The sequence below is a fragment of the bacterium genome (genome assembly GCA_023150945.1).
Taxonomy (GTDB): Bacteria; Zhuqueibacterota; Zhuqueibacteria; order Zhuqueibacterales; family Zhuqueibacteraceae; genus Coneutiohabitans.
Map to the genome: position 1 here is coordinate 1 of JAKLJX010000030.1, position 25984 is coordinate 25984.

Annotated in this window: 25 protein-coding genes; 4 read left to right on the forward strand and 21 right to left on the reverse strand. The window is 61.3% G+C overall.

The features are described 5' to 3' along the window. Window positions 1-330: 330 nt before the first annotated feature. Genes L6R21_25050 through L6R21_25070 form a run of 5 tightly spaced genes read right to left on the reverse strand, consistent with a single transcriptional unit; the run spans window position 331 to window position 5945 of the window. Window positions 331-1398: an NHL repeat-containing protein gene (locus L6R21_25050; protein MCK6562481.1), complete on the reverse strand. Its 1068-nt coding sequence runs from the start codon at window positions 1396-1398 to the stop codon at window positions 331-333. Beyond that, window positions 1376-2239, reverse strand: a complete 864-nt coding sequence (locus tag L6R21_25055) for a xanthine dehydrogenase family protein subunit M (GenBank protein MCK6562482.1) — start codon at window positions 2237-2239, stop codon at window positions 1376-1378. The genes L6R21_25050 and L6R21_25055 overlap by 23 nt, the downstream gene beginning before the upstream one ends. Window positions 2240-2287: 48 nt before the next feature. After that, window positions 2288-2761, reverse strand: a complete 474-nt coding sequence (locus tag L6R21_25060; protein ID MCK6562483.1) for a (2Fe-2S)-binding protein — start codon at window positions 2759-2761, stop codon at window positions 2288-2290. A 48-nt stretch (window positions 2762-2809) separates the two neighbouring features. After that, a complete protein-coding gene (locus L6R21_25065; protein MCK6562484.1) occupies window positions 2810-5170 on the reverse strand; it encodes a xanthine dehydrogenase family protein molybdopterin-binding subunit in 2361 nt (786 codons plus the stop codon). Window positions 5171-5177: 7 nt separating this feature from the next. Continuing rightward, a complete protein-coding gene (locus L6R21_25070) occupies window positions 5178-5945 on the reverse strand; it encodes a hypothetical protein (GenBank protein MCK6562485.1) in 768 nt (255 codons plus the stop codon). Between the two features lie 330 nt (window positions 5946-6275). Here L6R21_25070 and L6R21_25075 point away from each other — a divergent pair, with 330 nt between their 5' ends. Continuing rightward, complete coding sequence (locus L6R21_25075; protein MCK6562486.1) at window positions 6276-7067, forward strand: dienelactone hydrolase family protein; 792 nt, start codon at window positions 6276-6278, stop codon at window positions 7065-7067. Continuing rightward, window positions 7064-7597, forward strand: a complete 534-nt coding sequence (locus L6R21_25080; protein ID MCK6562487.1) for an 8-oxo-dGTP diphosphatase — start codon at window positions 7064-7066, stop codon at window positions 7595-7597. Before L6R21_25075 ends, L6R21_25080 begins: the two co-directional genes overlap by 4 nt. Before the next feature lie 180 nt (window positions 7598-7777). Here the strand turns inward: L6R21_25080 and ispF are convergent, their stop codons facing one another. The 10 genes from ispF to L6R21_25130 form a co-directional block, all read right to left on the reverse strand. Further along, complete coding sequence (ispF, locus tag L6R21_25085; GenBank protein MCK6562488.1) at window positions 7778-8266, reverse strand: 2-C-methyl-D-erythritol 2,4-cyclodiphosphate synthase; 489 nt, start codon at window positions 8264-8266, stop codon at window positions 7778-7780. Then, window positions 8257-8955 (reverse strand): 2-C-methyl-D-erythritol 4-phosphate cytidylyltransferase, encoded by a 699-nt coding sequence (gene ispD, locus L6R21_25090; protein ID MCK6562489.1) that lies wholly within the window; start codon window positions 8953-8955, stop codon window positions 8257-8259. The genes ispF and ispD overlap by 10 nt, the downstream gene beginning before the upstream one ends. Window positions 8956-8975: 20 nt before the next feature. Then, window positions 8976-10004, reverse strand: a complete 1029-nt coding sequence (gene queA, locus L6R21_25095; GenBank protein ID MCK6562490.1) for a tRNA preQ1(34) S-adenosylmethionine ribosyltransferase-isomerase QueA — start codon at window positions 10002-10004, stop codon at window positions 8976-8978. Window positions 10005-10101: 97 nt separating this feature from the next. Further along, a complete protein-coding gene (gene ruvB, locus L6R21_25100) occupies window positions 10102-11154 on the reverse strand; it encodes a Holliday junction branch migration DNA helicase RuvB (GenBank protein MCK6562491.1) in 1053 nt (350 codons plus the stop codon). 16 nt (window positions 11155-11170) lie between these two features. Further along, complete coding sequence (ruvA, locus tag L6R21_25105; protein MCK6562492.1) at window positions 11171-11758, reverse strand: Holliday junction branch migration protein RuvA; 588 nt, start codon at window positions 11756-11758, stop codon at window positions 11171-11173. Between the two features lie 60 nt (window positions 11759-11818). Then, a complete protein-coding gene (locus L6R21_25110; protein ID MCK6562493.1) occupies window positions 11819-12286 on the reverse strand; it encodes a crossover junction endodeoxyribonuclease RuvC in 468 nt (155 codons plus the stop codon). 94 nt (window positions 12287-12380) lie between these two features. Then, window positions 12381-13127, reverse strand: coding sequence for a YebC/PmpR family DNA-binding transcriptional regulator (locus L6R21_25115; protein MCK6562494.1), 747 nt, complete (start codon window positions 13125-13127; stop codon window positions 12381-12383). Window positions 13128-13294: 167 nt separating this feature from the next. Continuing rightward, window positions 13295-13912: a hypothetical protein gene (locus L6R21_25120; GenBank protein MCK6562495.1), complete on the reverse strand. Its 618-nt coding sequence runs from the start codon at window positions 13910-13912 to the stop codon at window positions 13295-13297. Window positions 13913-14001: 89 nt separating this feature from the next. Beyond that, window positions 14002-14547: a spore maturation protein gene (locus tag L6R21_25125; protein MCK6562496.1), complete on the reverse strand. Its 546-nt coding sequence runs from the start codon at window positions 14545-14547 to the stop codon at window positions 14002-14004. Next, entirely contained in the window at window positions 14540-15172 is a 633-nt protein-coding gene (locus L6R21_25130) for a nucleoside recognition protein (protein MCK6562497.1), read from the reverse strand. The genes L6R21_25125 and L6R21_25130 overlap by 8 nt, the downstream gene beginning before the upstream one ends. A gap of 196 nt (window positions 15173-15368) precedes the next feature. Between L6R21_25130 and L6R21_25135 the strand changes: the two genes are divergently transcribed. Then, window positions 15369-15707, forward strand: a complete 339-nt coding sequence (locus L6R21_25135) for a 6-carboxytetrahydropterin synthase (GenBank protein MCK6562498.1) — start codon at window positions 15369-15371, stop codon at window positions 15705-15707. Window positions 15708-15712: 5 nt separating this feature from the next. On the opposite strand, the gene L6R21_25140 is transcribed toward L6R21_25135, so the two are convergent. The 3 genes from L6R21_25140 to L6R21_25150 all read right to left on the reverse strand — a co-directional run bounded on the left by L6R21_25140 (window position 15713) and on the right by L6R21_25150 (window position 17502). After that, window positions 15713-16339 (reverse strand): MarR family winged helix-turn-helix transcriptional regulator, encoded by a 627-nt coding sequence (locus L6R21_25140; protein ID MCK6562499.1) that lies wholly within the window; start codon window positions 16337-16339, stop codon window positions 15713-15715. A gap of 303 nt (window positions 16340-16642) precedes the next feature. Continuing rightward, window positions 16643-16942: a cytochrome c gene (locus tag L6R21_25145; protein MCK6562500.1), complete on the reverse strand. Its 300-nt coding sequence runs from the start codon at window positions 16940-16942 to the stop codon at window positions 16643-16645. A gap of 59 nt (window positions 16943-17001) precedes the next feature. Beyond that, window positions 17002-17502: a cytochrome P460 family protein gene (locus L6R21_25150; GenBank protein ID MCK6562501.1), complete on the reverse strand. Its 501-nt coding sequence runs from the start codon at window positions 17500-17502 to the stop codon at window positions 17002-17004. A gap of 190 nt (window positions 17503-17692) precedes the next feature. Between L6R21_25150 and L6R21_25155 the strand changes: the two genes are divergently transcribed. After that, window positions 17693-20653, forward strand: coding sequence for a GH92 family glycosyl hydrolase (locus L6R21_25155; GenBank protein ID MCK6562502.1), 2961 nt, complete (start codon window positions 17693-17695; stop codon window positions 20651-20653). Window positions 20654-20921: 268 nt separating this feature from the next. Here L6R21_25155 and L6R21_25160 read toward each other — a convergent pair whose 3' ends face one another. From L6R21_25160 to L6R21_25170, 3 genes are read right to left on the reverse strand one after another with little or no spacing between them, the layout of a single operon-like run. After that, on the reverse strand, window positions 20922-23159 hold the full coding sequence (locus L6R21_25160; GenBank protein MCK6562503.1) for a glycosyltransferase: 2238 nt from the start codon (window positions 23157-23159) through the stop codon (window positions 20922-20924). A 2-nt stretch (window positions 23160-23161) separates the two neighbouring features. Next, window positions 23162-24202, reverse strand: coding sequence for an aminoglycoside phosphotransferase family protein (locus L6R21_25165; GenBank protein MCK6562504.1), 1041 nt, complete (start codon window positions 24200-24202; stop codon window positions 23162-23164). Next, the gene (locus tag L6R21_25170) at window positions 24199-25974 is read right to left on the reverse strand and encodes an aminoglycoside phosphotransferase family protein (protein MCK6562505.1); all 1776 of its coding nucleotides are present in this window, start codon (window positions 25972-25974) and stop codon (window positions 24199-24201) included. The genes L6R21_25165 and L6R21_25170 overlap by 4 nt, the downstream gene beginning before the upstream one ends. Window positions 25975-25984: the final 10 nt, after the last annotated feature.

Here is a 25984-nt window from a genome sequence, read left to right on the forward strand (position 1 = left end):
CACGGAATCAAGTGCTTAGCCTTGATCCGCTACCCAAAAAGCTTCAAAAAAATCTTCATCTGCGGAAGTTGGGCTAGGTCAGATTCACTGCGGAGACGCAGAGGCCGCTGAGAATTCAGACCATCCCGGCATGCCAACTCTGCGGTAGTCTTCGCAATGTAAATTTGTCGAGTTAACAGGATTTGTGTCTTGACGTGACCCCAGTTTCAAATTTCCCCGGTTTGACTGCCTCACGCCGGCGCGCGCCTTCATCAGGCAGAAAGCTGCTTCCCCCTCACGCAACAAACATCCAACTATTTTGTCCCAAATAACTTTCCCAACCAGACACCCTCAAGGATTGACCTCCGTCGACAGCTTGAACCGCACGATGCGGTTATTCCCCGTGTCCGCCACGTAAAGCGTCTTGTCGAAAAACGCCACGCCCTGCGGATTGTGGAATTGCTTTTCCCCGGAGCCGGCGCTGCCAAACGATTGCTGTTCCTCGCCATTCGCCGAAAATTTCAACAGCGCGTTCAGCTCGGCATCAATCACGTAGATGTTGCCTTCCGCGTCGACCGCCACGTCTTCCGGTTGCAAGAACTTGTCCGCGGCAAAGAGATCAAAATTGCCCTCGGCCGGATTCAGCCGCGGTGCGTAGCCGAACTCACCGGCCGTCAGCCATTGCACCTTGAAGGAATTCTGGCCCGTCATGCAGAAAATGAAATCCGGCGAAAAATCCCGCAGCGCCGTGATGCCGCTGGGATTGGAGGCCGACATGATGCCCAAGCCATTGGCTTCGAGATTGGCGGCATCCGGAACGCGCACCTGAAAGCTCTCCGGGAAGACCAGAATCTGATTGTCATTCTTCTCATTGCCGGTCGCCGTGACGAGATAGTTGATGACCGCGCGGCCCTGCACCGACTGCAATTGGGCGGCAATGCCGGTGTAGCGCCGATCGGGATTGTCGACCTCGGTGAAAACGGCCTCCACCGGCGCCTGCGCAATTTGATGCTGCACCGCCACCAAATTGAGGCGGTAAATCTTGTTACTGCCGGTCACCGCCAGCAGATTCAGTTTCGTATCCTGCGTCAGCGCCACCGGATTGTCGATGGTTTGCGATTGTCCCAGCAGATTGCCCGCCAAATCCAGCATCAGAATGCGATCGTTGCCGGTGTCGGCAATGTAAATCAACGGCTCGCGGCCCACGAGCACGTCTTGCGGCTGGCTGAGAGCATATCCGGTTTCCGCGTTCCACACCGGCCGCAGTTGCAGGTAAGTCGTATCGCTCACCACCGTCGTGCCATCGCTGCCCTCGGGTTGCTGCGGCAGCGGAAATTTTTCGCCGCCACACGCGAAGCTGCCCACTGCCAGCACCAGCAGCGCCCGCCTCAGCAGGCTAGTTGCGTTGCCCAAGCTCATACAAAGCCCTTGCGAGTATGTTGCCCGCGATCGTGCGGCGATAGAGGGCGGTGGAGCGCACATCGGAAATCGGCTGCACTTCCGCCATCATTTGCTCGCGTGCCGCCGCGATGCGAGCGGGGGAAAGGGATTGATTCTGCAACAGCGCCTCGGTTAGCGGCGCACGCATTACCGTGGGCGCGACGCTGCCCAGGGCAATCCTGATGAAATCCACCCGGCCCGGCTGCGTTTGTTGCAGCAGCAGCGCCATCACCACTTTGGAAATGGCCTGCGCCTGGCGGGTGCCCACTTTGCGAAAATAGTGCTGCTCCTGCGGCCGGCGTTTCGGCAGGATCACTGCCAGCAGCAATTCATCCGCCGCCAGCACGGTGCGGCGATAGCCGGTGTAGAACGCATTGAAAGGCACCAGGCGCATGCCGCGGCTGCTGCCGATTTCCAACTCCGCCTCCAGCACCGCGAGCACGGGCAGCGTGTCGCCGGCGGGCGAGGCATTGACGATGTTGCCGCCCAGGGTGCCGCGGTTTTGAATTTGCCGGGCGCCGATCACGCCGGCCGCTTCCGCCAAAATCGGCGCGTGTTGCTGCACCGGCGTCGAGCGCATGAGTTGCGTGTAAGTCGTCAACGCGCCGATGCGCACGGACTCGTTTGTTTCCGCTATGCCGCGCAATTCCGCCAGCGGCCACACATTCAAATAAGCCGGAGGGCATTCCGTGCGCGCGTGAAGCGAAACCATCAAATCGGTACCGCCGGCCAGCACTTTGATGCGGCCCTGCTCCTGCGCCAGGAGTTGATAGGCCTCCGCCAGCGTGCGGGGTGACCAGGCTTGGATTGTCGAAATCATGCGGACTCGCGAGTTGAAAGAATTGCGCTCAATCGCGGAGGAGCAGCTTTATTTCTGAGGTTCGAGCCGGCCGCTTGCTGCCGCGGCAATGGCATCGATGATTTTCATGTAGCCGGTGCAGCGGCAGAGATTGCCGGCAATCGCGGCTTTGATTTGTTCGCGCTCCGGTGCAGCATTTTCCTCGAGAAAAGCCGTGGCGGCCAGCAACATGCCGGGCGTGCAAATGCCGCATTGCGCCCCGCCATGTTCCAAGAAGGCCTGTTGCACCACGCTCAATCGCCCGCCGTCTGCCAGGCCTTCCACGGTAATGATCGTGCTCGCTTCCACTTGGCAGGCTGGCACCAGGCAGGCGTTGACCACTTCGCCGTTGAGAATCACCGAGCACGAACCGCATTCGCCTTCTCCGCAGCCTTCCTTGGTGCCGGTGAGATGCAAATCCTCGCGCAGCACGTCGAGCAGGCGCTTCATCGGCGGTGTTTCCACCTGGCAGGCTTTGCCGTTGACTTCGAAGTGAATTTCCATCGCGCAGTCGCACTCCTGAGTGTTGCTGAGCCCACGCCGCAGTTGCGCTCAAGCGCCGGCTATGCTCGGCGGCATTTCGCCGGTTGCGGATTGTGCCCGGGCGAGGGCGGCTTGCAGCTTTTCCGGAGTCATCGGCACTTCTTCCGGCAGCACGCCGGTCGCGTGCCACACCGCCGCCGCCACGGCCGCCGCGCCGCCATCCATCGGCAGTTCGCCGATGCCCTTGGCGCCGTGCGGGCCGAAAGGATAGGGATTCTCGATCAGCACCACCTGCATTTCCGGGGCATCCAATGCGGTGGGAATGAGGCAGGTGGTCATGCGATCGTTGAGCACCCGGCCGTTTTCCATGATCACCTCCTCGATGGTGGCATGGCCCACGGCCTGCAGCGTGCCGCCTTCGATCTGGCCTGCCAGCAGCAGCGGATGCAACGCCTTGCCGCAATCAATCGCCGAAACGCATTCCAGCACTTTGACTTCAAAGGTGTCCAGATCGACCTCGACTTTGGCGACCTCCGCGCCCCAGCCAAACACCGGATAGGCATCGCCGCGATAGGTGTCATCGTCCCACTTGATATCGGGCGGCAGCGAGTAGCCATGCAACACGCGCAGCTCGCCTTCAGCTTCGAAATACTGCCGGGCGAGATGCGCGAAACTGATCGCGCTGCGATGATCGATCCACAACTCGCCGTTGTGCAGCCTGGCGTCCGGTGCCTCCCACTTTTCCGCGGCAAAGCGCTCGAGCCTGTTTTTCATTTCGCGGGCGGCGTCCTGCAGGGCCTTGCCCACGATCATGCACGTGCGCGAGGCCACGGTTGGGCCGCTGTCCGGCACATAAGCGGTGTTGGGCTGCGCGAAGACGACGTCGTCATAGGAAATGCCCAGCGCTTCAGCGGCGAGTTGGCAGAAGACGGTTTCCGTGCCCTGGCCCATTTCGATGGAGCTGGTGAGAATCCGCACTTTGCCTTCCGGCAGCAATTCCACGCCGGCGCGGGTGGGCAGCCGGGCCTCGCCGCTACCGGTGAAGCCGGCTCCGTGATAGAACAGCGACAATCCGGCACCGAGGCGCTTGTGTGAGCCGGAGGATTTTGCCGCTGCTGCGCGTTCTGCTTCATAATGTGCGCGTTGCACCGCCGCCTCCAAAACTTGTTCGGCGCTTACGCTGAGCGTGAGCTTCTGGCCGGTGGCGGTAATGTCGCCGGTCCGCACGAGATTTTTGCGGCGCAGCTCGAGCGGAGAAAGGCCGAGCGTTTGCGCAATGCGGTTCATTTGCATTTCATAAGCAAAACAAGTCTGCGGCGCGCCGAAGCCGCGAAACGCACCGGCCGGCGGCGTGTTGGTGGCCATCACGCGCGCGCGAATGCGTACGTTGGGGCAGCGGTAGGGGCCGAGCGCATGAATCGCGCCGCGCGAGAGCACCACGGCGCTCAGTGTGGCATAGGCGCCGCCGTCCATGATCACCTCGATATCGGCGGCCACCAGCCGGCCGTCGCGGGTCACTCCGGTTTTGTGATGCACCAGCGCGGCGTGGCGCTTGGTGGTCGCGGCGATGTCTTCGCGGCGATCATAGACCAGCTTCACCGGCTTGCCGGATTTCCACGCCAGCAGTGCGGCATGGCCGGCGATCATGTTGGGATATTCCTCCTTGCCGCCGAATGCGCCGCCGGTGGTGGTTTGCACCACGATCACCTTGTCATCGGGCAGATTGAACAGCGTCTTGATGGCCTTGTGCACGTAGTATGGGCACTGCAGTGAGCCTTGCAGCGTGAGCGAGCCGTCGGCGCCGGGGATGGCGATCATGCCCTGCGGCTCGATGTACACGTGCTCCTGCAAGCCGGTGCGATAGGTGCCCGCGACGATGACTTCGGCCTGGCGGAATCCGGCCTCGAGATCACCGCGTTCGATGCAGTATTTTTTGATGGTGTTGTCCGGCGGCCGGATGATCATGCCGGCGTCGCCGCTTTCACCGGCAGCGATGGCCTGCTGCATGTGCAGCACCGCCGGCTTCTCTTGGTAGGAAATTTGAATGTGGCGTGCGGCCTCTTCCAGCAGCTCGCGGTCGCCGCAGGCCAGCAGCAGAACCGGCTCGTCGTGATGCTGCACTTCGCGTTCCACCAGCAACGGCTGGTCAGCTTCGATCAACGCCACCACGTTGCGGCCGGGAATGTCGCGATAGTCGGCCACCACGACGGCGGACCAATCGAATTGCGGGTCGAAGTGAATCGCGGTGATGGTGCCGCGCGCAATCGTGCTGCGGATGGTTTTGCCGTACAGCATGCCGGGGTAGGTGAGATCGTCGACGTACTGCGCCTGTCCCATGATCTTCGCCTGGCCCTCTTTGCGCACCACGTTCTTGCCGACAATGGATTCGCCCGGGGGCAGATTTTGCTGGAATTGATCTTCGCGATACATGGCTGAGTCACTGCTGCAGGATTTTTTCCAGTGCCGCTTCGAGGTCGCGCACCGTGAAAATGATGCGCTGGGTAACCGTACCGTAGCGATTCCCCACGAACGCTTCGTGCAGCACCTGGCCGCTGGGAGAGAGCAACCAGATCGCGGGCAGGGAATGGCTTTGCCGGTCGCTGGCCGGTTTGAGTTTGCCCATCCACGGGAAAATCGAATCAGAGAAGGCCACGCCCTCGGCGTACTTCTTGCGATTGAACATCAGCCGGAATTTGGGATCGAAATAGATGCGATCGAACGGAATGACGCGGTTGTCCTGCAACGCACAGGTCGTCTGCACGAAGCGTTCGTATTCCTGCTGCCAGGCCGGGTCGCTCTCGGGCAGCGCGAGAAACGTGTCGCCGGGGTAACCGTAATCCTGCTCGCTGTAGACCGGCGGGCAGGCCACGGCCACGAAGGTGACGCCGCGTTCGCGATATTTGAGATAGAGGTAATTGGAAATCGGCAGGTCGTTGAAGGAATCGTTGCACCAAATGCCGCCGTAGGTTTCAACCGGGCTGGCGCTGGCGCCGCCGAACAGCAGGAGGTAGATGACTTTGGTCTCCGGGCCGGCAAGCTCGAGCAGATGTTTCTTTTCACCGATGCGATTGTAGACAAAGGTCTCGGATGCAATCGTCTCGCCCACTTGGTAACTCGGCTGGGCGGGTTTGTTGGTTTGCGGCTGGGCGACGACAATCGCCGGCAGCATGGCCGCCGCCAGCGCGAGAAGAATCGATCGCAGCATGCAGATTTCCCTTTTGAGTGCTCCTGAGGACGCCGGAAAGTAGGCAATGATCGCTTGAATGTCAAATCGAAAGTCAACCGGCGGATATGGATTCCGTCACGGTGGTAAACGCCGCGCAGACGTCCCGCCGGCAGTCGACATGCTGACTGCGTTACCCACAGTCACTGTGGCATGGCGCGGCCGCAAGAAATTCCCAATTGCGGATTGCCGGTTTGATCTTTATATTCCGCGCGCAATTGCCCGGCGGGTCGCCGGGGCTGCAGGTTTGCGCGGCGAGGTCTCTGCGCATCATCTGCAGTGCCGCAAGATCATCAACCAAAGGAGGCTGTTATGAAAGTCGTTCGTCCCGCATTCATTCTGGTGCTGGCGGCCATGGTTACTGCCTTTGCCGAAGTCCGGCACGAGCAGGTGACCTATGCTGCCGGCGGCGTGACGATGAAGGGATATCTCGCCTATGATGACGCGGTGAAAGGCCGCCGTCCCGGCGTTCTGGTGGTGCATGAATGGTGGGGCCATAATGAATATGCCCGCCACCGCGCCGATATGCTGGCGCAGCTTGGCTACACTGCGCTGGCCGTCGATATGTATGGCGACGGCAAGCGCGCCGAGCATCCCGAAGACGCCGGCAAATTCGCCGGTGCCGTGATGCAAAACATGCCCGCCGCCCAGGCGAGATTCGAGGCCGCCCTGGCACTGCTCAAAAAACACCGCACGACGGATTCCACCCGCATTGCGGCGATCGGCTATTGCTTCGGCGGCGGCGTGGTGCTGCAGATGGCGCGCCTGGGCGTGGCTCTCAAGGGCGTGGCGAGTTTTCACGGCAGCTACGGCACGCAAACGCCGGCGCAGCCGGGAAAGGTGAAAGCGGCGGTGCTGGTGTGCCACGGCGCGGCGGATCAATTTGCCACGGCGGAGCAGATCGCGGCCTTGCAGAAAGAGATGACGGACGCCAAGGTCGACTTCCAGTTCATTTCGTATCCCGATGCCAAGCACAGCTTCACCAACCCGGCAGCCGACAGCGCGGCCCAGAAGTTCAACCTGCCGCTGGGTTACAATCGTGCCGCCGACGAAAAGTCCTGGGCCGACCTGCAGCAATTCTTCAAGAAGATTTTCAAGAAATGAGCACAGTCGCGGCCATGCCCCACCGGGATCACAATCATAACGACGCGCGCTTCGCTCAGATCGACTGGGCCAACTGGCAGCCGCTCATGCGCGCCACTCTGCTGTTTGTGATGCAGGACAGCCGGCTGTTGCTCATCCGCAAAAAGCGCGGACTGGGCGCCGGCAAAATCAATGCGCCGGGCGGCCGCATCGATCCCGGTGAAACGCCGCGCCAGTGCGCCATTCGCGAGGTGCAGGAAGAATTGTGCATCACGCCGCTGGACGTGGAAGAGCGCGGCACGCTCCGCTTCCAGTTTGTGGATGGCTTGGCACTGCACGTGCGCGTGTTCACCGCCACCGCCTGGGAGGGTGAACCGCAGGAGACCGAGGAGGCCACGCCGTTGTGGACTCCGATCGATCACATTCCCTATGACGAGATGTGGGCCGATGATCGCCTCTGGCTGCCGCAGATGCTGGCGGGCAGACGCTTTGACGGCCGCTTCTTGTTCGAGCAGGATCGGCTGCTGGCGCACGAGTTGGAAGTTTATTGACGCCCGGTTGCCGGTGTTGGGGGGAGAAAAAAAAGCGCGGCGCAGAGCCAGACTGCTTTTTCGCAGCGCGCATAGTGCCCCTCGCACCTTGCTTGATCACCGTGGAGAAACCGTTCCGTTGGGATCGATTTCTCCACGGCAAGCTTTCCCGCCCGATGCCTGCCTTCCCCATTGCATTCGTTAGCGGAGCGACTCTTGCTTTTGTTCGATCAACGCCACGGCAAAAGCGGCTGCGCCTTCCTGCCGGCCGATGAAGCTCAACTTTTCCGAGGTGGTTGCTTTGATGGAGATTTGAGTGGGAGCGAGGGAGAGGGCAGAGGCAAGATTTTCGCGCATCTGTGGAGCGAAGCGCATGACCTTGGGCGCCTCGAGCACGAGGGTGGAATCGATATTGATGATGGTATAGTGCTGCTCGCCCAGCAGCCGGGCAATCTCCTGCAGCAGCAGCAGGCTGGAGACATTGGCGAAGCGCGGACTGCTATCCGGAAAATGTGTGCCCAAGTCGCCGAGATTGGCGGCGCCCAGCAGCGCGTCGCCGATGGCGTGGCTGAGCACGTCGGCATCCGAGTGGCCGGCAAAGCCGGTGTCATGGGGAATGGTGACCCCGCCGAGAATCATCGGCCGACCGCTGACCAGCGGATGAACATCGTAGCCAAAACCTACGCGCACGTGCCGAGCTCCCGCGCAAAGAGTTCCGCCACTTGCAAATCGCTCGGCGTGGTGATTTTCAAGTTCTTCTCCTCCCCCTCCACCCACACGACTTTGCCGCCCACGTGTTCGATCAATCCCGCCTCATCGGTGGCGTAATAGTTTTCTTCGCGTGCCCGCTTGAACGCCTGCTTGAGCGCGCGCGCGCGAAAGGCCTGCGGGGTCTGTGCCAGCCGCAGTATTTCGCGATTCACCGTCTTGGTGATGTTTTGTGCGGAAATTTCCTTCACCGTGTCCTTCGGCGGCACGCCCGGAATGCAACCCTCGGCCTGCTCGCAGCCGGCGAGCACGCGTGCCAGCAGGCCGGGCGAGAACAGCGGCCGCACGGCATCATGCACCACGACCACGCTGCCGGCGGAAGGATTGAGCGCTTGCAAGCCCGCCCACACCGAGTCCTGGCGATGCTCACCGCCGGTGACCAGAGGGCGGCACTTCTTGATCTGAAAGCGGGCGATGATCTCGCGTTCGATGTAAGACTCCCAACCCGCTGCCGCCACCAGCGCCACCGCGGTAATTGCCTCCGCTTGCTCGAAGCGCAGCAGCGTGTGCGCCAGAATGGGGCGGCCGCAGAGCAGGAGAAACTGCTTGGGCAATTCGCTGCCAAACCGCGTTCCCTGCCCGGCGGCGACGATGATCGCGGAAGCTTGCACGCCGTTCTCCATGGACTGGACTAAAGAATCAACATGGCATCGCCATAACTGAAGAAACGCCACTTCTCCTTGACGGCTTTGCGATAGGCCTTGAAGATGAGGTCACGATTGGCAAAGGCGCAAACCAACATCAACATGGTGGAGCACGGCATGTGAAAGTTGGTGATCAGCCGGTCGACGATTTTGAACTCGTAGGGCGGAAAGATGAATTTGTCGGTCCAGCCGCGGCCGGGTTTGACCCAGCCTTCGCTGGTGACTTCGGTTTCGAGCGCGCGCACCACGCTGGTGCCCACCGCATAGACCTTGCCGCCTTTTTTCATGGTTTCGTTGATGGCTTGCGCGGTGAGCGGGCTGATTTCGAAGTATTCCGAATCCATCTTGTGGCGGCTCAAATCTTCGACGATCACCGGCCGGAAGCTGCCCAAGCCGAGATGGAGCACGATCGGCACGATGCGCGTGCCCTTATTGGAAATCTTTTTCAACAGCTCTTTGGTGAAATGCAGGCCAGCGGTCGGCGCCGCCACCGCGCCGCGGATATTGGCATAGACGGTCTGATAGCGCTCCTTGTCCATCGGCTCGGGGCTGCGCTTGACGTAAGGCGGCAGCGGCGACTGGCCGAGCTTCTCGACGATCTCGAAGAAATCGCCGTTGAAGTTGAAGCGCACGACGCGGCCGCCGGAAACGGTGTTGTCGATCACGTCGCAGGCCAAATCGCGGCCGACCGAGAGGCGGTTGCCGACGCGCACTTTGCGTGCCGGCCGCACCAACACTTCCCACAGGCCGTTTTCCAACTGGCGCAGCAGAAAGATTTCGACTTTGGCTTCGGTCTTGTCCTTGGTGCCGATCAAGCGTGCCGGAAAAACCTTGGTCTCATTGATCACCAAACAGTCGTCCGGCCCGAAGTAGTCTACGATGTCGGAAAAGACTTTCTCATCGATCGTCTTCTGCTCGCGGTCAACCACCATGAGCTTGGACTTGTCGCGCTTTTTTTCGGGGTATTGCGCAATAAGTTTTTCCGGAATGTTGATCTTGAAATCAGATAGTTTCATCGGTCAACGTCTTTCCATTTGGTTAGCAGTTCGCCCCTCGCGAGCGAGCGGCGCCGCCGGGGTGGCGGCGTTGGGAGTATGCAAAAGCCCGCGGCGCTCACCAAAATTCCTGCTGGGTGGCAGCTTGGTGTGGCGGCCGTGAAAAACCGAGATGCTGATAGGCACGCGGCGTGACCACCCGGCCGCGCGGTGTGCGCTTCAAAAAACCCTCCTGGATCAAAAAGGGTTCATAGATTTCTTCGAGCGTGCCGGCTTCTTCGCCCACCGCCACCGCCAGCGTGTTGACGCCCACCGGCCCGCCGCTGAACTTTTCGATCAGCGTGCGCAGCAGGCGCTTGTCCATCTCGTCCAGGCCGAGTTCGTCGACATCGAGTTGCGCCAGCGAAGATTTTGCCAGCTCCAGGCTGACCACGCCGTCGCCGTCGATCTGGGCAAAGTCACGCACCCGGCGCAACAGGCGGTTGGCAATGCGCGGCGTGCCGCGCGAGCGGCGCGCGATCTCCACCGCAGCCGCCGGCGCGATCGCGATTTGCAGAATGCGCGCCGAGCGCTCGACGATGATGCGCAGTTGCTCGGCGGTGTAGTAATCAAGCCGGATGACCACGCCGAAGCGGGCGCGCATCGGGCTGGTGAGCAGGCCGGCGCGGGTGGTGGCGCCCACCAGGGTGAACTTGGGCAGCCGCAGTTGAATCGAGCGCGCGTTGGCGCCCTTGTCGATGATGATGTCGAGCTTGTAGTCTTCCATCGCGGGATAGAGGTATTCCTCCACCACGCGATTCAGGCGGTGGATTTCGTCGATGAAGAGCACGTCTCCCTCGCCCAGGTTGGTCAGCAAGCCGGCCAAATCTCCGGCTTTTTCCAACACCGGCCCGGAAGTGTTCTTGAGCTGCGTGCCCATCTCGTTGGCAATGATGTTGGCCAGCGTGGTCTTGCCCAAGCCGGGCGGGCCGTAGAGCAACACGTGATCGAGCGCTTCGTGGCGGCCGCGCGCCGCCTGCATGAACACGCGCAGGTTGTTCTTCATCTTTTCCTGGCCGATGAAATCGTCCAGCAGTGCCGGCCGCAGCCGCTGATCGAAATCACGCTCACCTTCCAGGACATCGGGATTGGTGGCGCGCCGATCGTTGACGTGCAGTAATTTCTCAGCCATGTTCGAGCTCGTTCATTCAAATGTGGCGCAACGCGGCTTTGAGCAACGCTTCCACGCTCAGCGCGCCGTTTTCTTCCACCGCCCGTTTGATCGCCTTTTCCGCGGCCGGCCGCGGATAGCCCAGCGAAACCAGGGCGAGCAACGCCTCATTGGCCTGCGCCGACACCGCCGGCGCGGCCGCGGATTCGCCCGCGACCGCCAAGCCCGCCAGCCGGTCGCGCAACTCCACCACTAGCCGTTCCGCGGTTTTTTTGCCGATTCCCGGAATGGCGGTCAACGCACCGACTTCATTGTGCTGTATGTAGCGGCAGAAAGTCTCGACCGTGCAGCCGCTCAAAATGCTCTGCGCCACTTTGGGGCCGACGCCGTTGACGGTGAGCAGATGCAAGAAGAGCTGCTTCTCCTCCTGCGTGGCAAACCCGAAAAGCTGCAGCGCGTCTTCCCGCACCAGCAAGTGGGTGAACACCGTGGTGCTGTCACCCACCGGCCCGAGTTTCTCATAGGTGGAAAGGGGAATCGCAATGTCGTAGCCGACGCCATTGACCTCGAGCAGGAGGCGGGCGGGAGATTTGTTGATCAGGCGGCCGTGCAGTTGCGCAATCATTCTATCAGGCCAGGTTTGAGGTGGCAGCAAAGCCCGGGAATTTTGCCGTGGCGTGCCTGTTCAGGCCAGGGCGTTGCGGGCTGGCTTGAGCGTACGATGGGCGTGGCAAATGGCCAGCGCCAAACCATCGGCAATGTCGTGCGGCACGGGCAGTTCTTTCATGCCCAACACCGCCTGCACCATTCTTTGAATCTGTTCCTTCGAAGCTGCGCCGTTGCCGGAGACCGCGAGCTTCACTTCGCGAGGAGTGTAATCGACCATCGGCACGCCGGAACGCGCGCTGGCGAGCAGCAACACGCCGCGGGCATGCCCGAGCTTGAGCGCCACCTGCGAATTCTGCACATGAATGAGTTTCTCGACCACCATGAAAGCGGGCCGGTGCGTGGCCAGGAATTCGCAAGTCGCAGTGAAGAGATGCTCCAGGCGGCGTTCGAGCGCCCAGTCGCGCGGCGGCGCAATCGCGGCAGACCCTCTATAAAAACAATGACCGCCCCTGGCTTCGATCAAGCCAAGACCGGTCGTGATCAATCCGGGATCTGCTCCCAAAATTAGGCATCCCTGCATCGCAAGTGTTCGTCGCGGGATAGAAGAATTGTGTGCGTGATTGGAAGGCGTCAGCAGGCTATTCCAACTGGCTCATGACCTCATCGGCAATGTCGAAGTTCGAATAGACGTGCTGCACGTCGTCATGCTCATCGAGCACGTCCATGAGCTTGAGCAGCCTGACTGCGTCGTTGCCATCCACCTTGACGGTATTCTTGGGATACATCCCCACTTCCGCCTTTTCGATGGCGATGCCCTTCTTTTCGAGCGAGGCTTTCACGGCTTCGAAATCCGCGGGGGTGGACAGGATGTCGGAGGATTCGGGATCGTATTTCAGATCCTCCGCGCCGGCGTCAATGACGGCTTCGAGCAATTCGTCTTCGCTGCGGCCGCCGGTGGTCACCGTGAAAATACCCTTCTTCTCGAACATCCAGGCCACCGCGCCGGATTCCGCCATGTTGCCGCCATGTTTGGAGAACAAGTGGCGAATGTCGGCCACCGTGCGGTTCTTGTTGTCGGTGACGACCTCGACGATCAGCGCGGCGCCGCCCGGGCCATAGCCTTCGTAGGTGGCTTCTTCATAGCTCACGCCTTCCAGCTCGCCGGTGCCGCGTTTGATCGCGCGCTCGATGTTGGCCGCCGGCATGTTGGCGGCCTTGGCATCCTGAATGGCCTTGCGCAAGCGCGCATTCGAGTTTTCATCGCCGCCGCCGTTGCGGGCAGCCAGGGCAATCTCCTTGATGAGACGCGTGAAGATGCGGCCGCGAATCGCATCTTGCTTGGCCTTCACATGTTTGACTTTGGCCCATTTATTGTGACCAGACATGCTTCTCTCCCAAAATTGACGGCGCAATTTAATAAAAAATCGTTCGGTTTCCAAACGGAATTTTGGCACCGGAATGAACAAAGCCCTTGAAATTTCGCCAGTTATTCCGGGCGTGCCAAACCGAACGATGGTAACTTGTCAGAATCGCTTCAGCAGGTGGACGCAAGTCACTGCTGGTTGCTCAACTCATAGGCACGCACCCGCACCAGAGTGCGCACCACCCAGGCATAGGTGTATCCCTTCTCATCCGCCAGCTTCTGCAGCCGTTCCGCATCATAGCGATTGACGAAGCGCCCGGCTCGCACTTTGTAGTACGGCGGTTCGTAGATCACCTGCACTTCAGTGTCGAGATCAAGTATCGCGATTTTCATGGCCTCGCGCGCCTGCTGGCCGTCCTCGGTTTGTAGCAACTGCAGCTGGTAACCGGACACCGTCACCCAGGACGTATCGCCCGCCGCCGTGTCAGTTTGCACTTGAACAAAGGATTGCGATTGCACCTGTTCGCGCGGCAGCTTGGGGGGAATGTCGAATGGCGGCTCGCGCAAAGTGGAGGGATCAAAGGATTCGTCATAGGTCATGCCGGCGGGATCGGCTGCCGGAGTATTCGCGGGAGCAGTGGCGGGCCGGGTTGCAGGTGTGGTCGGCCGCGGCGCCGTGCGGGTGGTTGCCGGCCGTTCCGGTTTGCTGGCGGTGCGACTGGCGCTGCAGCCGGCCAGTCCGAGCAACACCAGCAACACGCCGAGGCCTTTGAGCCAATGGTAGCGAGGGGAATGAAGAAATTGCACTGCATACCTCATTAGGTTGTCAAGTTGAATGGAAACGCCGGCCGGGAAAATAACACCCCGCCCGTGCAACTGCAAGCCCGGCGAGCGGTTCATCCAAAAATCAAATGGCAGATGAAAACCGCGGCGAGCAAGCCGGCCACGTCCGCAATCAAGCCGGTCGCCAGCGCATGCCGGATTTTCTTGATGGAGACCGAACCAAAGTAGACCGCCAGAACATAGAAAGTCGTCTCGGTGCTGCCGTACATGGTGGAAACCAACCGGCCGATGAATGAATCCGGGCCGTGGGTTTTCATCAATTCGGTGGCGAGACCGAGCGAGCCGCTGCCGGAGAGCGGCCGCATCAGGGCCACCGGCAGGGCCTCCGCCGGCAGACCGATCCAATCCGTCACCGGCGAGAGCAGCTTCACGAACAGATCCATGGCGCCGGAGGCGCGAAACATGCCGATTGCAAACAGAATCGCCACCAGAAACGGAATGATGCGAACGGCGACATTGAACCCCTCCTTTGCGCCCTCCACGAAACATTCATAGACTTTGACTTTGCGGAAGAAGCCGACCAGCGGGATCACCAGCAGCAAAGCCGGGATTGCCCAGGTCGAAATCAATTCGAGTGCGGCGCGGAAAAAATCACCCATGTTGGCCCTCCGGTGGTGGCGCGGTGAGCTGCGGATCGTCCTTGCGGTACGCCGGGAGCCCGCTCAACAGTTTTGCCACGATGATCGCCGTGGTGGTGGCGCAAACGCTCGCGAAAATGGTGGTGCCGATGATCTCGAAGGGATTGTTGGATTGCAGCGAGACCCGGATGCCGATGATCGTGCTCGGAATCAGGGTGATGCTGGCAGTGTTGATGCCAAGGAACATCGCCATGGCGTTGGTGGCGGTGTCTTTTTTGGGATTGAGCTGCTGCAGTTCCTCCATTGCTTTCAGGCCGAAGGGCGTGGCGGCGTTGCTCAGGCCCAGCCAGTTGGCGGCGATGTTGAGCAGCATCGCGCCCATCGCCGGATGTTCCGGCGGCACTTCCGGGAACAGCCGGCGCATCACCGGCGCCAGGGCGCGGGCCAGCATGCGGATGAAGCCCGCCTGCTCGGCAATCTTCATGATGCCCAGCCACAGCGTCATGATGCTGATCAAGCCCAACGCGATTTTGACCGCGGTCTCCGCGGAATCGAACGCCTGCTTGGTGACCTGCTGAATGTTGCCGGTGGCCGCGCCGGTCACCACCGCGATGACGATCAATCCCAGCCAGATGTAATTGAGCATGCAACCTCCTTCCCTGCAAACCATTCACCAACGCTGCGATTTAACGGCTGAGAGTTTAGGATTTTTTTCACGGCAAGCAAGCACATTTTCCAAACTTGCATTTCTCCCGGAAATTCTCGACCATTGCGCCATTCGGTTGCGGCTGCCGTCCGCCGTCATTCCGTCACCCGCGTTGATTCGATTCCGGAGATTTGCCATGAAGCTTGGTTATATCGAATACATGGATTGCGCCCACTTCCTCCCCGGCCATGAAAAATGCGGCAGGATCCACGGCCACACCTACAAGGTCGAAGTCATCATCACCGGCGAAAACAAAACCGGGATGATCCTCGATTTCGGCGACATGAAGCAAATCATCCGCGCCGTGCTGGCCGAGTATGATCACAAATCCCTCAATGATTTTCTGGAATATCCCTCGGTGGAAAACATCTGCGAGATGCTCGCACGGCGTTTCCGGGAAAGATGGCGCTACCCTTTCACCGTGCGCGTGTGGGAGGGAGAGGGGAAGTGGGCCGAGCTGGAGTTGGCGGCCTGAGAGGATCACGCCGGCTCAGCAGCCGGCTCATGATCGGGGCAATCGAACCGCAGCCCGGCCGGGCTGAGCGGTTGATTGAGCAATCGACAATAGTGCGGCGCGGTGGACTGGGGATCAGGGTTGGGCTGGAAGAAACGGCAGGTGAGGCACATGCGGGCCACGCTCACCACGCCGGCCTGCTGGAGATTGGCGATCAAGCGCATCAGAAACTGCATCACCACCAGCTTCTCCTGCGGAGCAGCAGTGGCGAGGCCGGTTTGCACCACTTCCGCCCAACTCGCCAGTTTGCGCGCGACTTTGCGGCCCTGTGGCGTCAGGCGGAGCGTGGCCACTCGCCGGTCAATCTCGGAGCGCGCCCGCTCGATCAACTCCTTGCCCTCGAGTGTGGTCAGCGCGTCGCTCACGGTGGCGGGCGTCAGCATGAATTCCCGCGCCAGCAAACTCACGGTGCAGGCAGTCTTGCTGTGATGCAGCAGGAACACCAGGAATTGAATCTGAATCGGGCTGAGGTTGTGTTCTTTGTTCTGCTCCCACAATAACACCCGAAAAGCCTGCGACAGCCGCTCGAGCGCGGCCGCAATCTTGGCGTCGGGATTTTCGTGCTGGTGCGCGGGATCAAATAGGCCTGCCATGCCATTTTCTCATGGGTTGGTACTGCAACGTTAGGTGTACACTCTCCTCGTTTAGAAGGCCGGGTTGACCGCGACGGGGTCGCATGTCATAGCCCACGGGCAGCGCCCTGGGAACTGATAGGAGCTGTCGCATTTGTCCCTGGGGCTTGGTGATTTCTCCTGATTACGGTTTTCTTTTCCAGGGCGTTGCCCTTCGCTTCTACCTTTCGCCCCTTGGGGCAATTTGTCTGTGCAGTAGAATTCGACTTCACGTTGCAGTATTCGTCATGCTGGCCGGCGCGGCGGCTGCCGGCCGGCCAAAGGTCAATGCTGCAAAAGGTAATCTGCCAGCGCGCTGATTTGCTCAGGCCGCAAGTCTTCAGCGGCGGGCATGATGATGGGTTGATAACGTTGCGCCAGCGCTTGCAGCCGCGTGTCATGGGCGCGTATCGTGGCGGGATGCTGGAGGTACTGCTGCAATTCCTTCCGCTGCCAGTGCTGCGCCAGGTCCTGCAACGGCGGTCCGGTCGCTGTGCCCCGCTGGTCAACGCCATGACACGTGCCGCATCCCCACTCGCTGTAAATCTGCGCGCCCGGCGGCGCCGGGTGAAGACGCGGCCGCATGATAATCCCTGCCAGCACCAAAGTCAACACTGAAAACAGCAGACAAACGTGAGGCCGTTTCATGGCCGGAAGCTGGCGAACACGTAATCCTTGTCCTTCTGGCCGGCATGGCAGGCGAAGCAGGCGGTCTGCGCGTCGGTAACCACGCGCTCGCGCGTATCACCCTTGAAACCCTCGAAGCCCCAGCCGCCGGTCTCCGCGAATTTCTTGCTGTCTTTTTGCATCACGCCGACAACTTTGCGGCTACCCTCGACCACGGCGTTGTTCTCCGTTTTCGCTTCGAGCAGATCGAACACCAGCACGGCGCCGTCGGGATAGGCTTGGCCGGCTTTCATGGCGGTGAGGGCACTGGCGTTGGCATAGATGTGGTGCATGCCGCCGAAGGTCTCATACAGCGGATGGCCTTCCTGCAGGATCATGGTCTTGACGTGTGCCCATTGGCGATAGCCCTCGGGATAAGCCACCGGGCGGGAGGGGTTGGCGGCCAGGGCGGCCAGCGCAATCAGCAGACCGGCAGCCGGCACCAGGCCGGCGCGCCGCAGCAAGCGAGTGGTGTGCATCGGTTTGCTCCTGTGATGAAGTGAGGAGAATCAGTTGATTTGGAATCCTAAGCAATATAAAGATGCGGCGTGCCCGATGCAAGCAGAAATTTAGGATTCCTATAAGAATTTTTGTTGCGCTGGCCGGGCGGCTTCTCATGACTGCCACCGGGGTGCCGCCCGGGCGGCCCTATTTTGGAAGGAAAAGACAATGAAGGCAATCTTGTTGCTTCTGCTCCTGCTGCCGGCCGCGGTCGCCAGCGCGCCGGCCGGCACCGCCGATTATGCCCGCCTGGTCAATCCCCTTATCGGTACCGGCGGCCACGGCCACACCTTTCCCGGCGCCAGCCTGCCCTTCGGCATGGTACAGCTCAGCCCCGACACGCGCGTGCAGGGCTGGGATGCCTGCGCCGGCTATCATTACTCCGACAGCACGATTCTGGGCTTCAGCCACACCCATCTGAGCGGCACCGGCGCAATCGATTACGGCGACATTTTGCTCATGCCGACCATCGGCGTACTGCAGCTCACGCCCGGTTCCGAAGATCAACCGCAGTCGGGCTATCGTTCGAGATTCCGCCACGCCACCGAACAGGCACATGCCGGCTACTACCGCGTCCTGCTCGAGGAGCATGGCATCGCCGTGGAGTTGACAACCACCGCCCGCGCCGGCCTGCACAAGTATGTTTTCCCGGCTTCCTCGGAGGCGAATATCATTCTCGATTTGCTGCACGGCCTGGGCCCGGATCGCGTGTTGGAGGCGGAGCTGGAGTTTGTCAGCGACACGGAAATCGCGGGTTTGCGCCGCTCGCAGGGCTGGGCCGCGGATCAGCGCGTCTACTTCGTGGCGCAGTTCTCCCAGCCGTTTGCCGCCTGCGGCGTTGCTGAGGGGGGCCGGATTCTTCCCGGCCGGGCCAAAGCCGCGGGCACGAATCTGCAGGCTTTCGTGCGCTACACCACGCGGCCGCAGCAGGAGATTCTGGTAAAAGTCGGCCTCTCGGCGGTCAGTATTGCCGGCGCGCGGCGCAATTTGCAGCAGGAGATTCCGGATTGGGATTTTGCCCGCGTGCGGCGGGCGGCTGAAGCGGCGTGGCATGCTGCGCTGGGGAAAATCGCGATAATCGGTGGCTCAGCAGACCAGGCCACGGTGTTCTACACCGCGCTCTATCACACCCTGCTGGCGCCCAACTTGTTCATGGATGTTGACGGCCGTTATCGCGGCCGCGATGGCCGGGTGCATCGGGCAGAGCATTTCACCAACTACACCGTTTTCTCCTTGTGGGACACGTTCCGCGCCACCCATCCGCTCTTTACCATTCTCGAGAGAGAACGCAGCCGCGATTTTATCAAGACCATGCTGGCGCAGTACCGGCAAGCTGGCCGGTTGCCGGTGTGGGAATTGGCGGGCAACGAAACCGGCACGATGATCGGCTATCACGCCGTGCCGGTGATTGCCGATGCTTATGCCAAGGGCATTCGCGGTTTCGAGGCGCACCAGGCGCTGGCCGCGATGCGCCACAGCGCCGAAGCCGATGAGCTTGGCCTGCGGCCTTATCGCGCGCTCGGCTACATTCCCGCCGAGGACGAGGCGGAATCGGTGTCGAAGACCCTGGAGTATGCCTACGACGACTGGTGCCTCGCGCAGATGGCCGGCTGGCTGGGCGAGCGCGAAACCGAGCGGGTTTACCTCGAACGCGCGCAATTCTACCGCAATCTGTTCGAGCCGCACACCGGCTTCATGCGCGGCCGGCGCAACGGCGGCTGGATCGCGCCTTTTGATCCTGCGGAAGTCATTTTCGAATACACCGAGGCCAATGCCTGGCACTATCGCTTCTTCGTGCCGCATGCGGTGAATGATCACATTGCGCTGCTCGGCGGCGACGCGGCGTTCATCGCCAAACTCGATTCGCTGTTTCACGCCGACTCCGCGCTGCCGGGAAAGTTTCAACCCGATATTTCCGGCATGATCGGCCAGTACGCCCACGGCAACGAGCCTTGCCATCACGTGGCTTATTTGTACAACTACGCCGGCGCGCCGTGGAAAACCCAGGAACGCGTGCGAGAAATCATGACGAAGTTCTACACCAACTCGCCCGAGGGATTGTGCGGCAATGATGACTGCGGCCAATTGTCGGCCTGGTATGTGTTCAGCGCGCTGGGTTTCTATCCCGTTTGTCCCGGATCAGATTTCTATGTCATCGGCAGCCCGCTGTTCGAACAGGCCACGCTTCACCTCGAGGACAGCACGCGCTTCGTCATTGCCAGCGAGCAAGTTTCTGCCGCGAACCAATATGTCCAGTCCGCGCGCCTGGGCGGGAAGGATTATCGCCAATCCTTTTTGCGGCACGCCGACCTCCTGGCCGGCGGCAAGTTGACTCTGCAGATGGGCGCTGTGCCCAATTATCGCTGGGCAACTGCCGCGGAAGATCGGCCCCACGCGAGCATCACGGCACGGCCGGCAGTGGTGACACCCGTGATTCAAGCACCCTCGGCCTCATTCTTCGACTCGCTAGCCGTTCGCCTCGCGAGTCCCACGCCCGGCGCGACGCTGCATTACACGCTCGAGGGCAGCGTGCCTACTGCGGCAGCGGCGCGTTACGAGAATCCCATTCATGTGAAAGCCACCACCACGGTGAAGGCGATTGCCTTCAAAGAAGGAATGCGCCCCAGCCAGGTCGAACAGGCAACCTTTATTGCCATGCCCGAACAACGCCGGCTGGAGCTGCGCTCGGTATACCGCCCGCCTTACACCGGCGGCGGGGATCAGGCGTTGGTCGATTTCGTGCGCGGCACCGCCAACTTTCGCAGCGGCGCCTGGCAGGGTTATCAAAAGGATGATTTGGAGGCGATCGTCGATTGCGGCCGGGTGCGCCCCTTGCGCCGGATTGCGGTCGGGTTTCTGCAGAATGTGGGATCCTGGATCTTCTTTCCCACGGCAGTGGAATTTGCGGTCTCAGATGACAGTGAGAATTTCAAGACCATTGCCGCATTCCGCCACGAAACCACGCCGGCAGATCAAGGCGCGATGCTGCAGGAATTTTCCCGCGCATTTGAGGATTTGACCGGCCGCTACGTGCGCGTGCGCGCTCGCAATATCGGCCACTGTCCTACGTGGCACTATGCCGCCGGCGGCGAGGCCTGGTTGTTTGCAGATGAAATCGTGATCGAATGAAGGCGAGAGGAAGAGGCGAAGCGATTTTGCAGCAAACGGCGAGATCATCGTACCCTGCTTACGCGGGTTGCAGCGGGCAGCCGACGGCTCAGCCGTGGGGGGATCTGGTTCGTGTCGGTTCGAGAGATGAAGAAACCGCCCGGGAGCTTCGCCCCATGGCGTGCACAAGTTGAATATGCTGTTCTCTTGTTCATGACGAAGCGCCCGGGCGGTGGTGTTTGCGGACAGGCTTCCGTCGGCTTGGCACCTAAAGAGTCACCGGATCTGCTCATTCCGCCTGCTGCCACGACTCGGGATGGCCGATCAACTGCGCCAACCTCGCGGTGTTGCGCTGCAGATTGTACTGCGCCAGCACTTTTTCGCGGCCGGCTTGTCCCATGCGCCGCCGCAATTCCGGATCAGCATGCAGTTGTTGCAGCGCCTGCACCAAGCCGTCAACGTCGCCGGGTGCAACCAGCAAGCCGGTGCGGCCGTGCTCCACCAGCTCGGGAATGCCTGACAGCCGGCTGGAGACCACCGGCAAACCGCTGGCCATGGCTTCCATCAACACCACCGGCACGCCTTCGCGTTTGCCGCTTTTGGTCGGCGCGCTGGCCAGCACTTTCACCTCGGCGGCTTGCAGCATACGAGCGACTTCGCCGCGCGTGCGGCTGCCGTGCAAAATGATGCGATCGGCAAATCCGCTGGCCGCGATTTGTTGTTCGATTACCCTCCGCTGCGGCCCCTCTCCCACCAAATCACACACCAAATCAAAGCCGGCGGCGCTCAGCCGGCGGCAGGCTTCGATCAGAAAACGATGGCCTTTGACTTCCTCCAGCGAAGCGACGCACAGAATGCGCAACTTCTCTTCTGCGGACTTGGCCGCCGGCGGGTTGAACACCGCGGGATCGATGCCGCAGGGAATGACATGAATCTTGCGCCGTGCAGCCTCGCCGCAGGTCTTGATCATCACTTCTTTGTTGAATGATGAAACGGTGACGGCAAAGGCAGCGGCCGCCACTTTTTGATCGAGCATGCGGCGGTCTTTGTGCAAGTCCGAGCCATGCGCCGTGAAGCTGAACGGAATGCCGGTGAGGCGGTGAATGATCATCGCGGCCAGCGCCGGATGATTGGCAAAATGGGCATGCACATGCGTGACGTCTTGCTGTTGCATTTCATGAGCAAAACGCACGGCCTTGGGCAGAATGCCGAGCGCGCCGAAGAAAAAGTTCAGGCTGCCCCAGGTGCCGCGCAAGACTTCAGCAAGCGTGCGCAAGTAAACTCCCGGCTGCCGGCGCAGAAAGTGCAGATTGGCCTGCACAATCGCGGCGGAGAGAAAGGGATGAAAATGCGCGCGCCGGGTCAGCACCGCGGCCTCGGGATGCACCACCGGCTGATGCTCGCGCAGCAGCGGATAAATTTCCACCGGAATGCCGAGGCGCTCCTGTTCGAGAATCTCATAAAGAATGAACGTTTCGGAGATTTTCGGAAAGCGCGACATCATGTAGGCCAGTTTCATCCCGGCCTGCGGCGAAGGCGCGGCGTTGGGTTGCGGGCTCTGTGCTTGCCTCGGCTTGGGCTTGGTTTTCCTCTCAACCTTTTCGCGATGGCGCCAGGCGTCGATTTGCGCGGCCCAGGGCAGCAGGCGAACGCGAAACAGCGCAGGCGTGGTGCGCAGGGTGAGATTCGTGCGCCGCAGCCGCAACGGATCGGCGGTCCGCAGATCGTTATGGCCGTCCGCGGTGGTGAAGGCCAGCCGAAAACCCTCTGCGCGCAGCAAAGCCACCACCGGCTCATCGTGGCCGCCGCTGGGATAGCAAAAGATCGGCAGGGTTTTGCCGATTTCGCGCTGTAGATCCGCTTGCGACTGAACGATTTCGCGGCGAGCCTGCTCCGGCGTAATCTGCGTCATGACCGGATGATTCACCGTGTGTGCCCCCAGCGTCACGCCCTCGGCCGCAAGCTGTCGCAGTTGCTGCCAGCTCAACACACTCACCGGCGCCGCTGGTTGGGGCAGGAGGCGCGCGCAGAGCTGCTCCACCAACGTCATGGCCTCGGCGTGCGGCAGCGCTTTGACGTGTTCCTGAGTTCGTTTCAGCGCCTGCCGCAGTGCTTCAGTGTCTTTGAGAGAGAGAACGCCCAGCGGTTCAAGCTGCAGCTCGGTGGGCGCAGCAGCACGAAACGCTTGATACAGACGATCCCACCAAAACGCGCGCTCGGGGTGATCCGGAAATCCGGTCGGCACAAACAGCGTGGCGTGCAGCCGGTATTTGCGCAAGAGGGGCCAGGCGATCTCGCCGAAGTCGGTGTAGGCGTCGTCAAAAGTCAGCAGTACGGCGCGCTCCGGCAACCGCGTGCCGTGGTTCAGCGCCTGCAGCACCTCGGCGATTTCGAGCACGCGATAGCGCCGGCTGAGGTGGCGCAGGTGCTGTGCGAAGACTGCCGGCGTGGCGCTGATCATGCGGGGATTCAAATGCGGCGTGGTGTCAGGATCCGCGACGCGATGGTAAGTGAGCACACGCAGCATGATCAACCCGCCAATCGCAATTGCCCGGCCTGCTCGATCGCGCGCCGCCAGAGTTGATAGTATCGGTTTTGACGCAGCCAGTGCGCGGTCTCGTTGCTGAGCGGTTGCCGCGAATCGTGTTCGCCTTGCAGCCGCTGCACCAATCCTGCGAGGTAGCGTGCCCAGCACAAAACAAAGAGCGGCGTGAGCCTTTCGCCGGGCACTGCCAGACGGGCGGCATAGGTTCGAATATGCGGCAGCGCCCAGGCGCGCGGACCGAAGAAGGCCTCTTGAAAGGCGATGAGATAGCCGGCCGTGCGCCGCGCGTTGTGCCGCGCAAAGGCTACGTAGGTCAAATAGAAGAAAAGATCGCCCGCCGGCAAGCCCTGCGGCTCCGCCAGCTCCCAATCCACCACGCCGATACTGCCGTTGGTTGTCATCAAGATGTTGGGATGGCTGAAATCTTCATGGGAGAGCACCAGCGGCAGGCCGGGGCGGAGCAGCGGCTCGCACAGCCGCCGCGTTTGTTCGATCAGCACCGCATCTTCACCAAAACCGGACAGCCCGGCTTGGAGTTGCACCAGCGGCTGCGTGACCAGTTTGTTGAGCTGTGCCGGCGTGGACGCGGCTTGCGCGCGGGTGGCACTGTGAAAGTCGAGCAGCCACGCCAGCGCGGCATGCAGGCAATGCTCCGGCTGTTGCCGCACGATTGCCGGCTTCATCGGCTGGCCGGCGACGGCGGTTTCGAGCAGCAGTTTGTGGCCGCCGAATTCTTCGAAAGCGATGAGGCGCGGAATGGAAGCAAAGCCGCCGGGCCGCGCTTGCTGCGCCGTCTGCAGATTCGCGGCCTCGCGCTCGAGACGGCCGTTGTCACCCGGCAGGCGCGGCAGCTTGGCCACCAGCACGGGCTGGTCACGGCCCTCTGCCAGCAGAAATGCAATCACGTGACTGGAGGCGCGAAAGCGCGGCGTGGCAAACACGCACGACAAGCGTTGCGGTTCACCGAGGTGTTGCAGCCCCAGCCGGGGCCAGTTTTGTTGGAGAAATGAGATGATCGTGTTCATGTGAGCGATGCTTTGCGCGCCACCAGACTGACGCATCCGATCCAGCGCGCCAGCGCGCCGGAATGCAAGGCGGCTCGTTCGAGGGCGGAGATGAGCCGATTCTTCCAATCATGCGAGCGCCGGCCCAGCACGAATTGCAGCGCCAGCGGATCACGCAGGGGAATGATTTGCGCCGCAGCCGCGAAACTCGGGCGATGCCAGTAGGCCACGACTTGTTCAAAGCCCAGCCGCTGCAATGCCGCGACATATTCCTGCGGTCCGGAGAGAGCCTGCCGCCAGCCTTGCCCCGCCCTGCGTTTGCGGCCGGCGAAAACACTGCCGAGTTCCACATACAAACAGCCGCCCGGCAGCAGCACCTCCGAAATTTCTGCCAATGCTGCCGGCGCAGGCGCAACCGCGATCACCACTGCGAATCGCGGCGGTGTTGCGGTTCGTGCGGCCGCGGGCGCCTCTGATTGCATCGTCAGGGACTCGCTGAAAGTTTTGAGCGCCGTGACCAGCGTACTTTCCGCCGGCCCGAAGTAAGCAACCTGCTGCAAGCGCGGCTCCGGCAGCAGGAAACGCCAGTCCAACCGGCGGGACAATTGCAGCAGCTCATCTGAACGCTGCGGCCGGGTGGCCGCAGCTGCGCTCGTGGGCTGCGGCGTGCATCGCGTCTGGCCTCGGGATGAACTCGTCGGCGACAGGCGGCCGTCCAGCATGGCAGTCACGGTTTTGTAGAAGAAGCGATGCAGCAGTCTTTGCCGCACCGTGGAAGCATAGCGGCTGCCGGGCTGGCGCTGCACGCTCAGTGTCTTTGCCGACCATTTTTGCAGCATGAGCTTGAGACGAAACAGCCGGATGATTTCCCACGGAATGGCCTCGTGCTCAAAATACCCCTGCAGAAATTCCTGCTCGCAACGTTGCAGATGGCCGGCCTCGAAAACCAGGCCCTGGCTGAGCACCTGCGGCCAGGTGGTAATCAGTCCCGTGAGAAAATAGGCGACGTCTTCATAGACCGGCATCAGCCAGCGCGCCTGGGTGTCAAGCGCCAGTACGCGATTGCCGGGCGCAACCAGCAGATTGCGCAGCGCGTAATCGCCGTGAGTCAATCCCAGCGGCATTTGTGCCGGGAGAATCTGCAACGCTTCCTGCTGCAGGCGCGCCGTGAGCTTTTGAAAAAAGGAATGATTGCCGATTGCCGACGACAGGATTTCGGCCAAGCCATTGAGCACGGTGAGAAAAGCATCACGGTCAACCTCGCGCGGCGTGGCGTGCTCCCCGCGGTCCAACGCATGAAAGGCACGCAGCCAGCTTCCCGCGTGGCGAAACGGAATGAAGAACTCTGGGCTGCGTTCCCAGGGTTGCAGCCGGCTGGTTTTGGAGAACTTCGAACGCAAGGTGGGATAGTTGACTTCCTCCATCACGATTCCCAGCACCTCGGCAACGAAATCCAGCGGCCGCACCGCGGCGAAGCGCGCATCGCCCAGGCGGTTGAAATGGGCATGAATATCGGCCAGCGCCTCGTATTCCGAGCGAAACTTGATTTCCGGCGCAGTGAGCTGAGCCGAAGGCGGATGGTGCCCCGCAAGCGGCGGTGTCTTCACCAGCACGCCCTGCTGGCAACCATTGGCCTGCAGCCGGAAATGGTAGATCGTCGAAGCGTTGTGCGGCGCAGCGCCGGCCAGCTCGATCTTCAGCTCATCAGAGGCAAGCTCAGGGTAGTAGCGGGAGGCGGCCGCGGCGAGATGCTGCCGCAGCCGTTGCACGCAAGGTTCGGAAACTTGATTCATGGCTGTCAGA

Excerpts from the sequence above, each read along its gene's own strand:
- L6R21_25160 (MCK6562503.1), bottom strand. The coding sequence starts at position 23,159 with ATGCTGCGTGTGCTCACTTACCATCGCGTCGCGGATCCTGACACCACG.
- L6R21_25155 (MCK6562502.1), top strand. The coding sequence starts at position 17,693 with ATGAAGGCAATCTTGTTGCTTCTGCTCCTGCTGCCGGCCGCGGTCGCC.
- L6R21_25130 (MCK6562497.1), bottom strand. The coding sequence starts at position 15,172 with ATGCTCAATTACATCTGGCTGGGATTGATCGTCATCGCGGTGGTGACC.
- L6R21_25070 (MCK6562485.1), bottom strand. The coding sequence starts at position 5,945 with ATGCTGCGATCGATTCTTCTCGCGCTGGCGGCGGCCATGCTGCCGGCG.
- queA (MCK6562490.1), bottom strand. The coding sequence starts at position 10,004 with ATGAAACTATCTGATTTCAAGATCAACATTCCGGAAAAACTTATTGCG.
- L6R21_25125 (MCK6562496.1), bottom strand. The coding sequence starts at position 14,547 with ATGGGTGATTTTTTCCGCGCCGCACTCGAATTGATTTCGACCTGGGCA.
- L6R21_25170 (MCK6562505.1), bottom strand. The coding sequence starts at position 25,974 with ATGAATCAAGTTTCCGAACCTTGCGTGCAACGGCTGCGGCAGCATCTC.
- L6R21_25145 (MCK6562500.1), bottom strand. The coding sequence starts at position 16,942 with ATGCGGCCGCGTCTTCACCCGGCGCCGCCGGGCGCGCAGATTTACAGC.
- L6R21_25050 (MCK6562481.1), bottom strand. The coding sequence starts at position 1,398 with ATGAGCTTGGGCAACGCAACTAGCCTGCTGAGGCGGGCGCTGCTGGTG.
- L6R21_25115 (MCK6562494.1), bottom strand. The coding sequence starts at position 13,127 with ATGTCTGGTCACAATAAATGGGCCAAAGTCAAACATGTGAAGGCCAAG.
- L6R21_25060 (MCK6562483.1), bottom strand. The coding sequence starts at position 2,761 with ATGGAAATTCACTTCGAAGTCAACGGCAAAGCCTGCCAGGTGGAAACA.
- L6R21_25075 (MCK6562486.1), top strand. The coding sequence starts at position 6,276 with ATGAAAGTCGTTCGTCCCGCATTCATTCTGGTGCTGGCGGCCATGGTT.
- L6R21_25135 (MCK6562498.1), top strand. The coding sequence starts at position 15,369 with ATGAAGCTTGGTTATATCGAATACATGGATTGCGCCCACTTCCTCCCC.
- L6R21_25055 (MCK6562482.1), bottom strand. The coding sequence starts at position 2,239 with ATGATTTCGACAATCCAAGCCTGGTCACCCCGCACGCTGGCGGAGGCC.
- L6R21_25140 (MCK6562499.1), bottom strand. The coding sequence starts at position 16,339 with ATGGCAGGCCTATTTGATCCCGCGCACCAGCACGAAAATCCCGACGCC.
- L6R21_25165 (MCK6562504.1), bottom strand. The coding sequence starts at position 24,202 with ATGAACACGATCATCTCATTTCTCCAACAAAACTGGCCCCGGCTGGGG.
- L6R21_25065 (MCK6562484.1), bottom strand. The coding sequence starts at position 5,170 with ATGTATCGCGAAGATCAATTCCAGCAAAATCTGCCCCCGGGCGAATCC.
- L6R21_25150 (MCK6562501.1), bottom strand. The coding sequence starts at position 17,502 with ATGCACACCACTCGCTTGCTGCGGCGCGCCGGCCTGGTGCCGGCTGCC.
- ruvB (MCK6562491.1), bottom strand. The coding sequence starts at position 11,154 with ATGGCTGAGAAATTACTGCACGTCAACGATCGGCGCGCCACCAATCCC.
- ruvA (MCK6562492.1), bottom strand. The coding sequence starts at position 11,758 with ATGATTGCGCAACTGCACGGCCGCCTGATCAACAAATCTCCCGCCCGC.
- L6R21_25080 (MCK6562487.1), top strand. The coding sequence starts at position 7,064 with ATGAGCACAGTCGCGGCCATGCCCCACCGGGATCACAATCATAACGAC.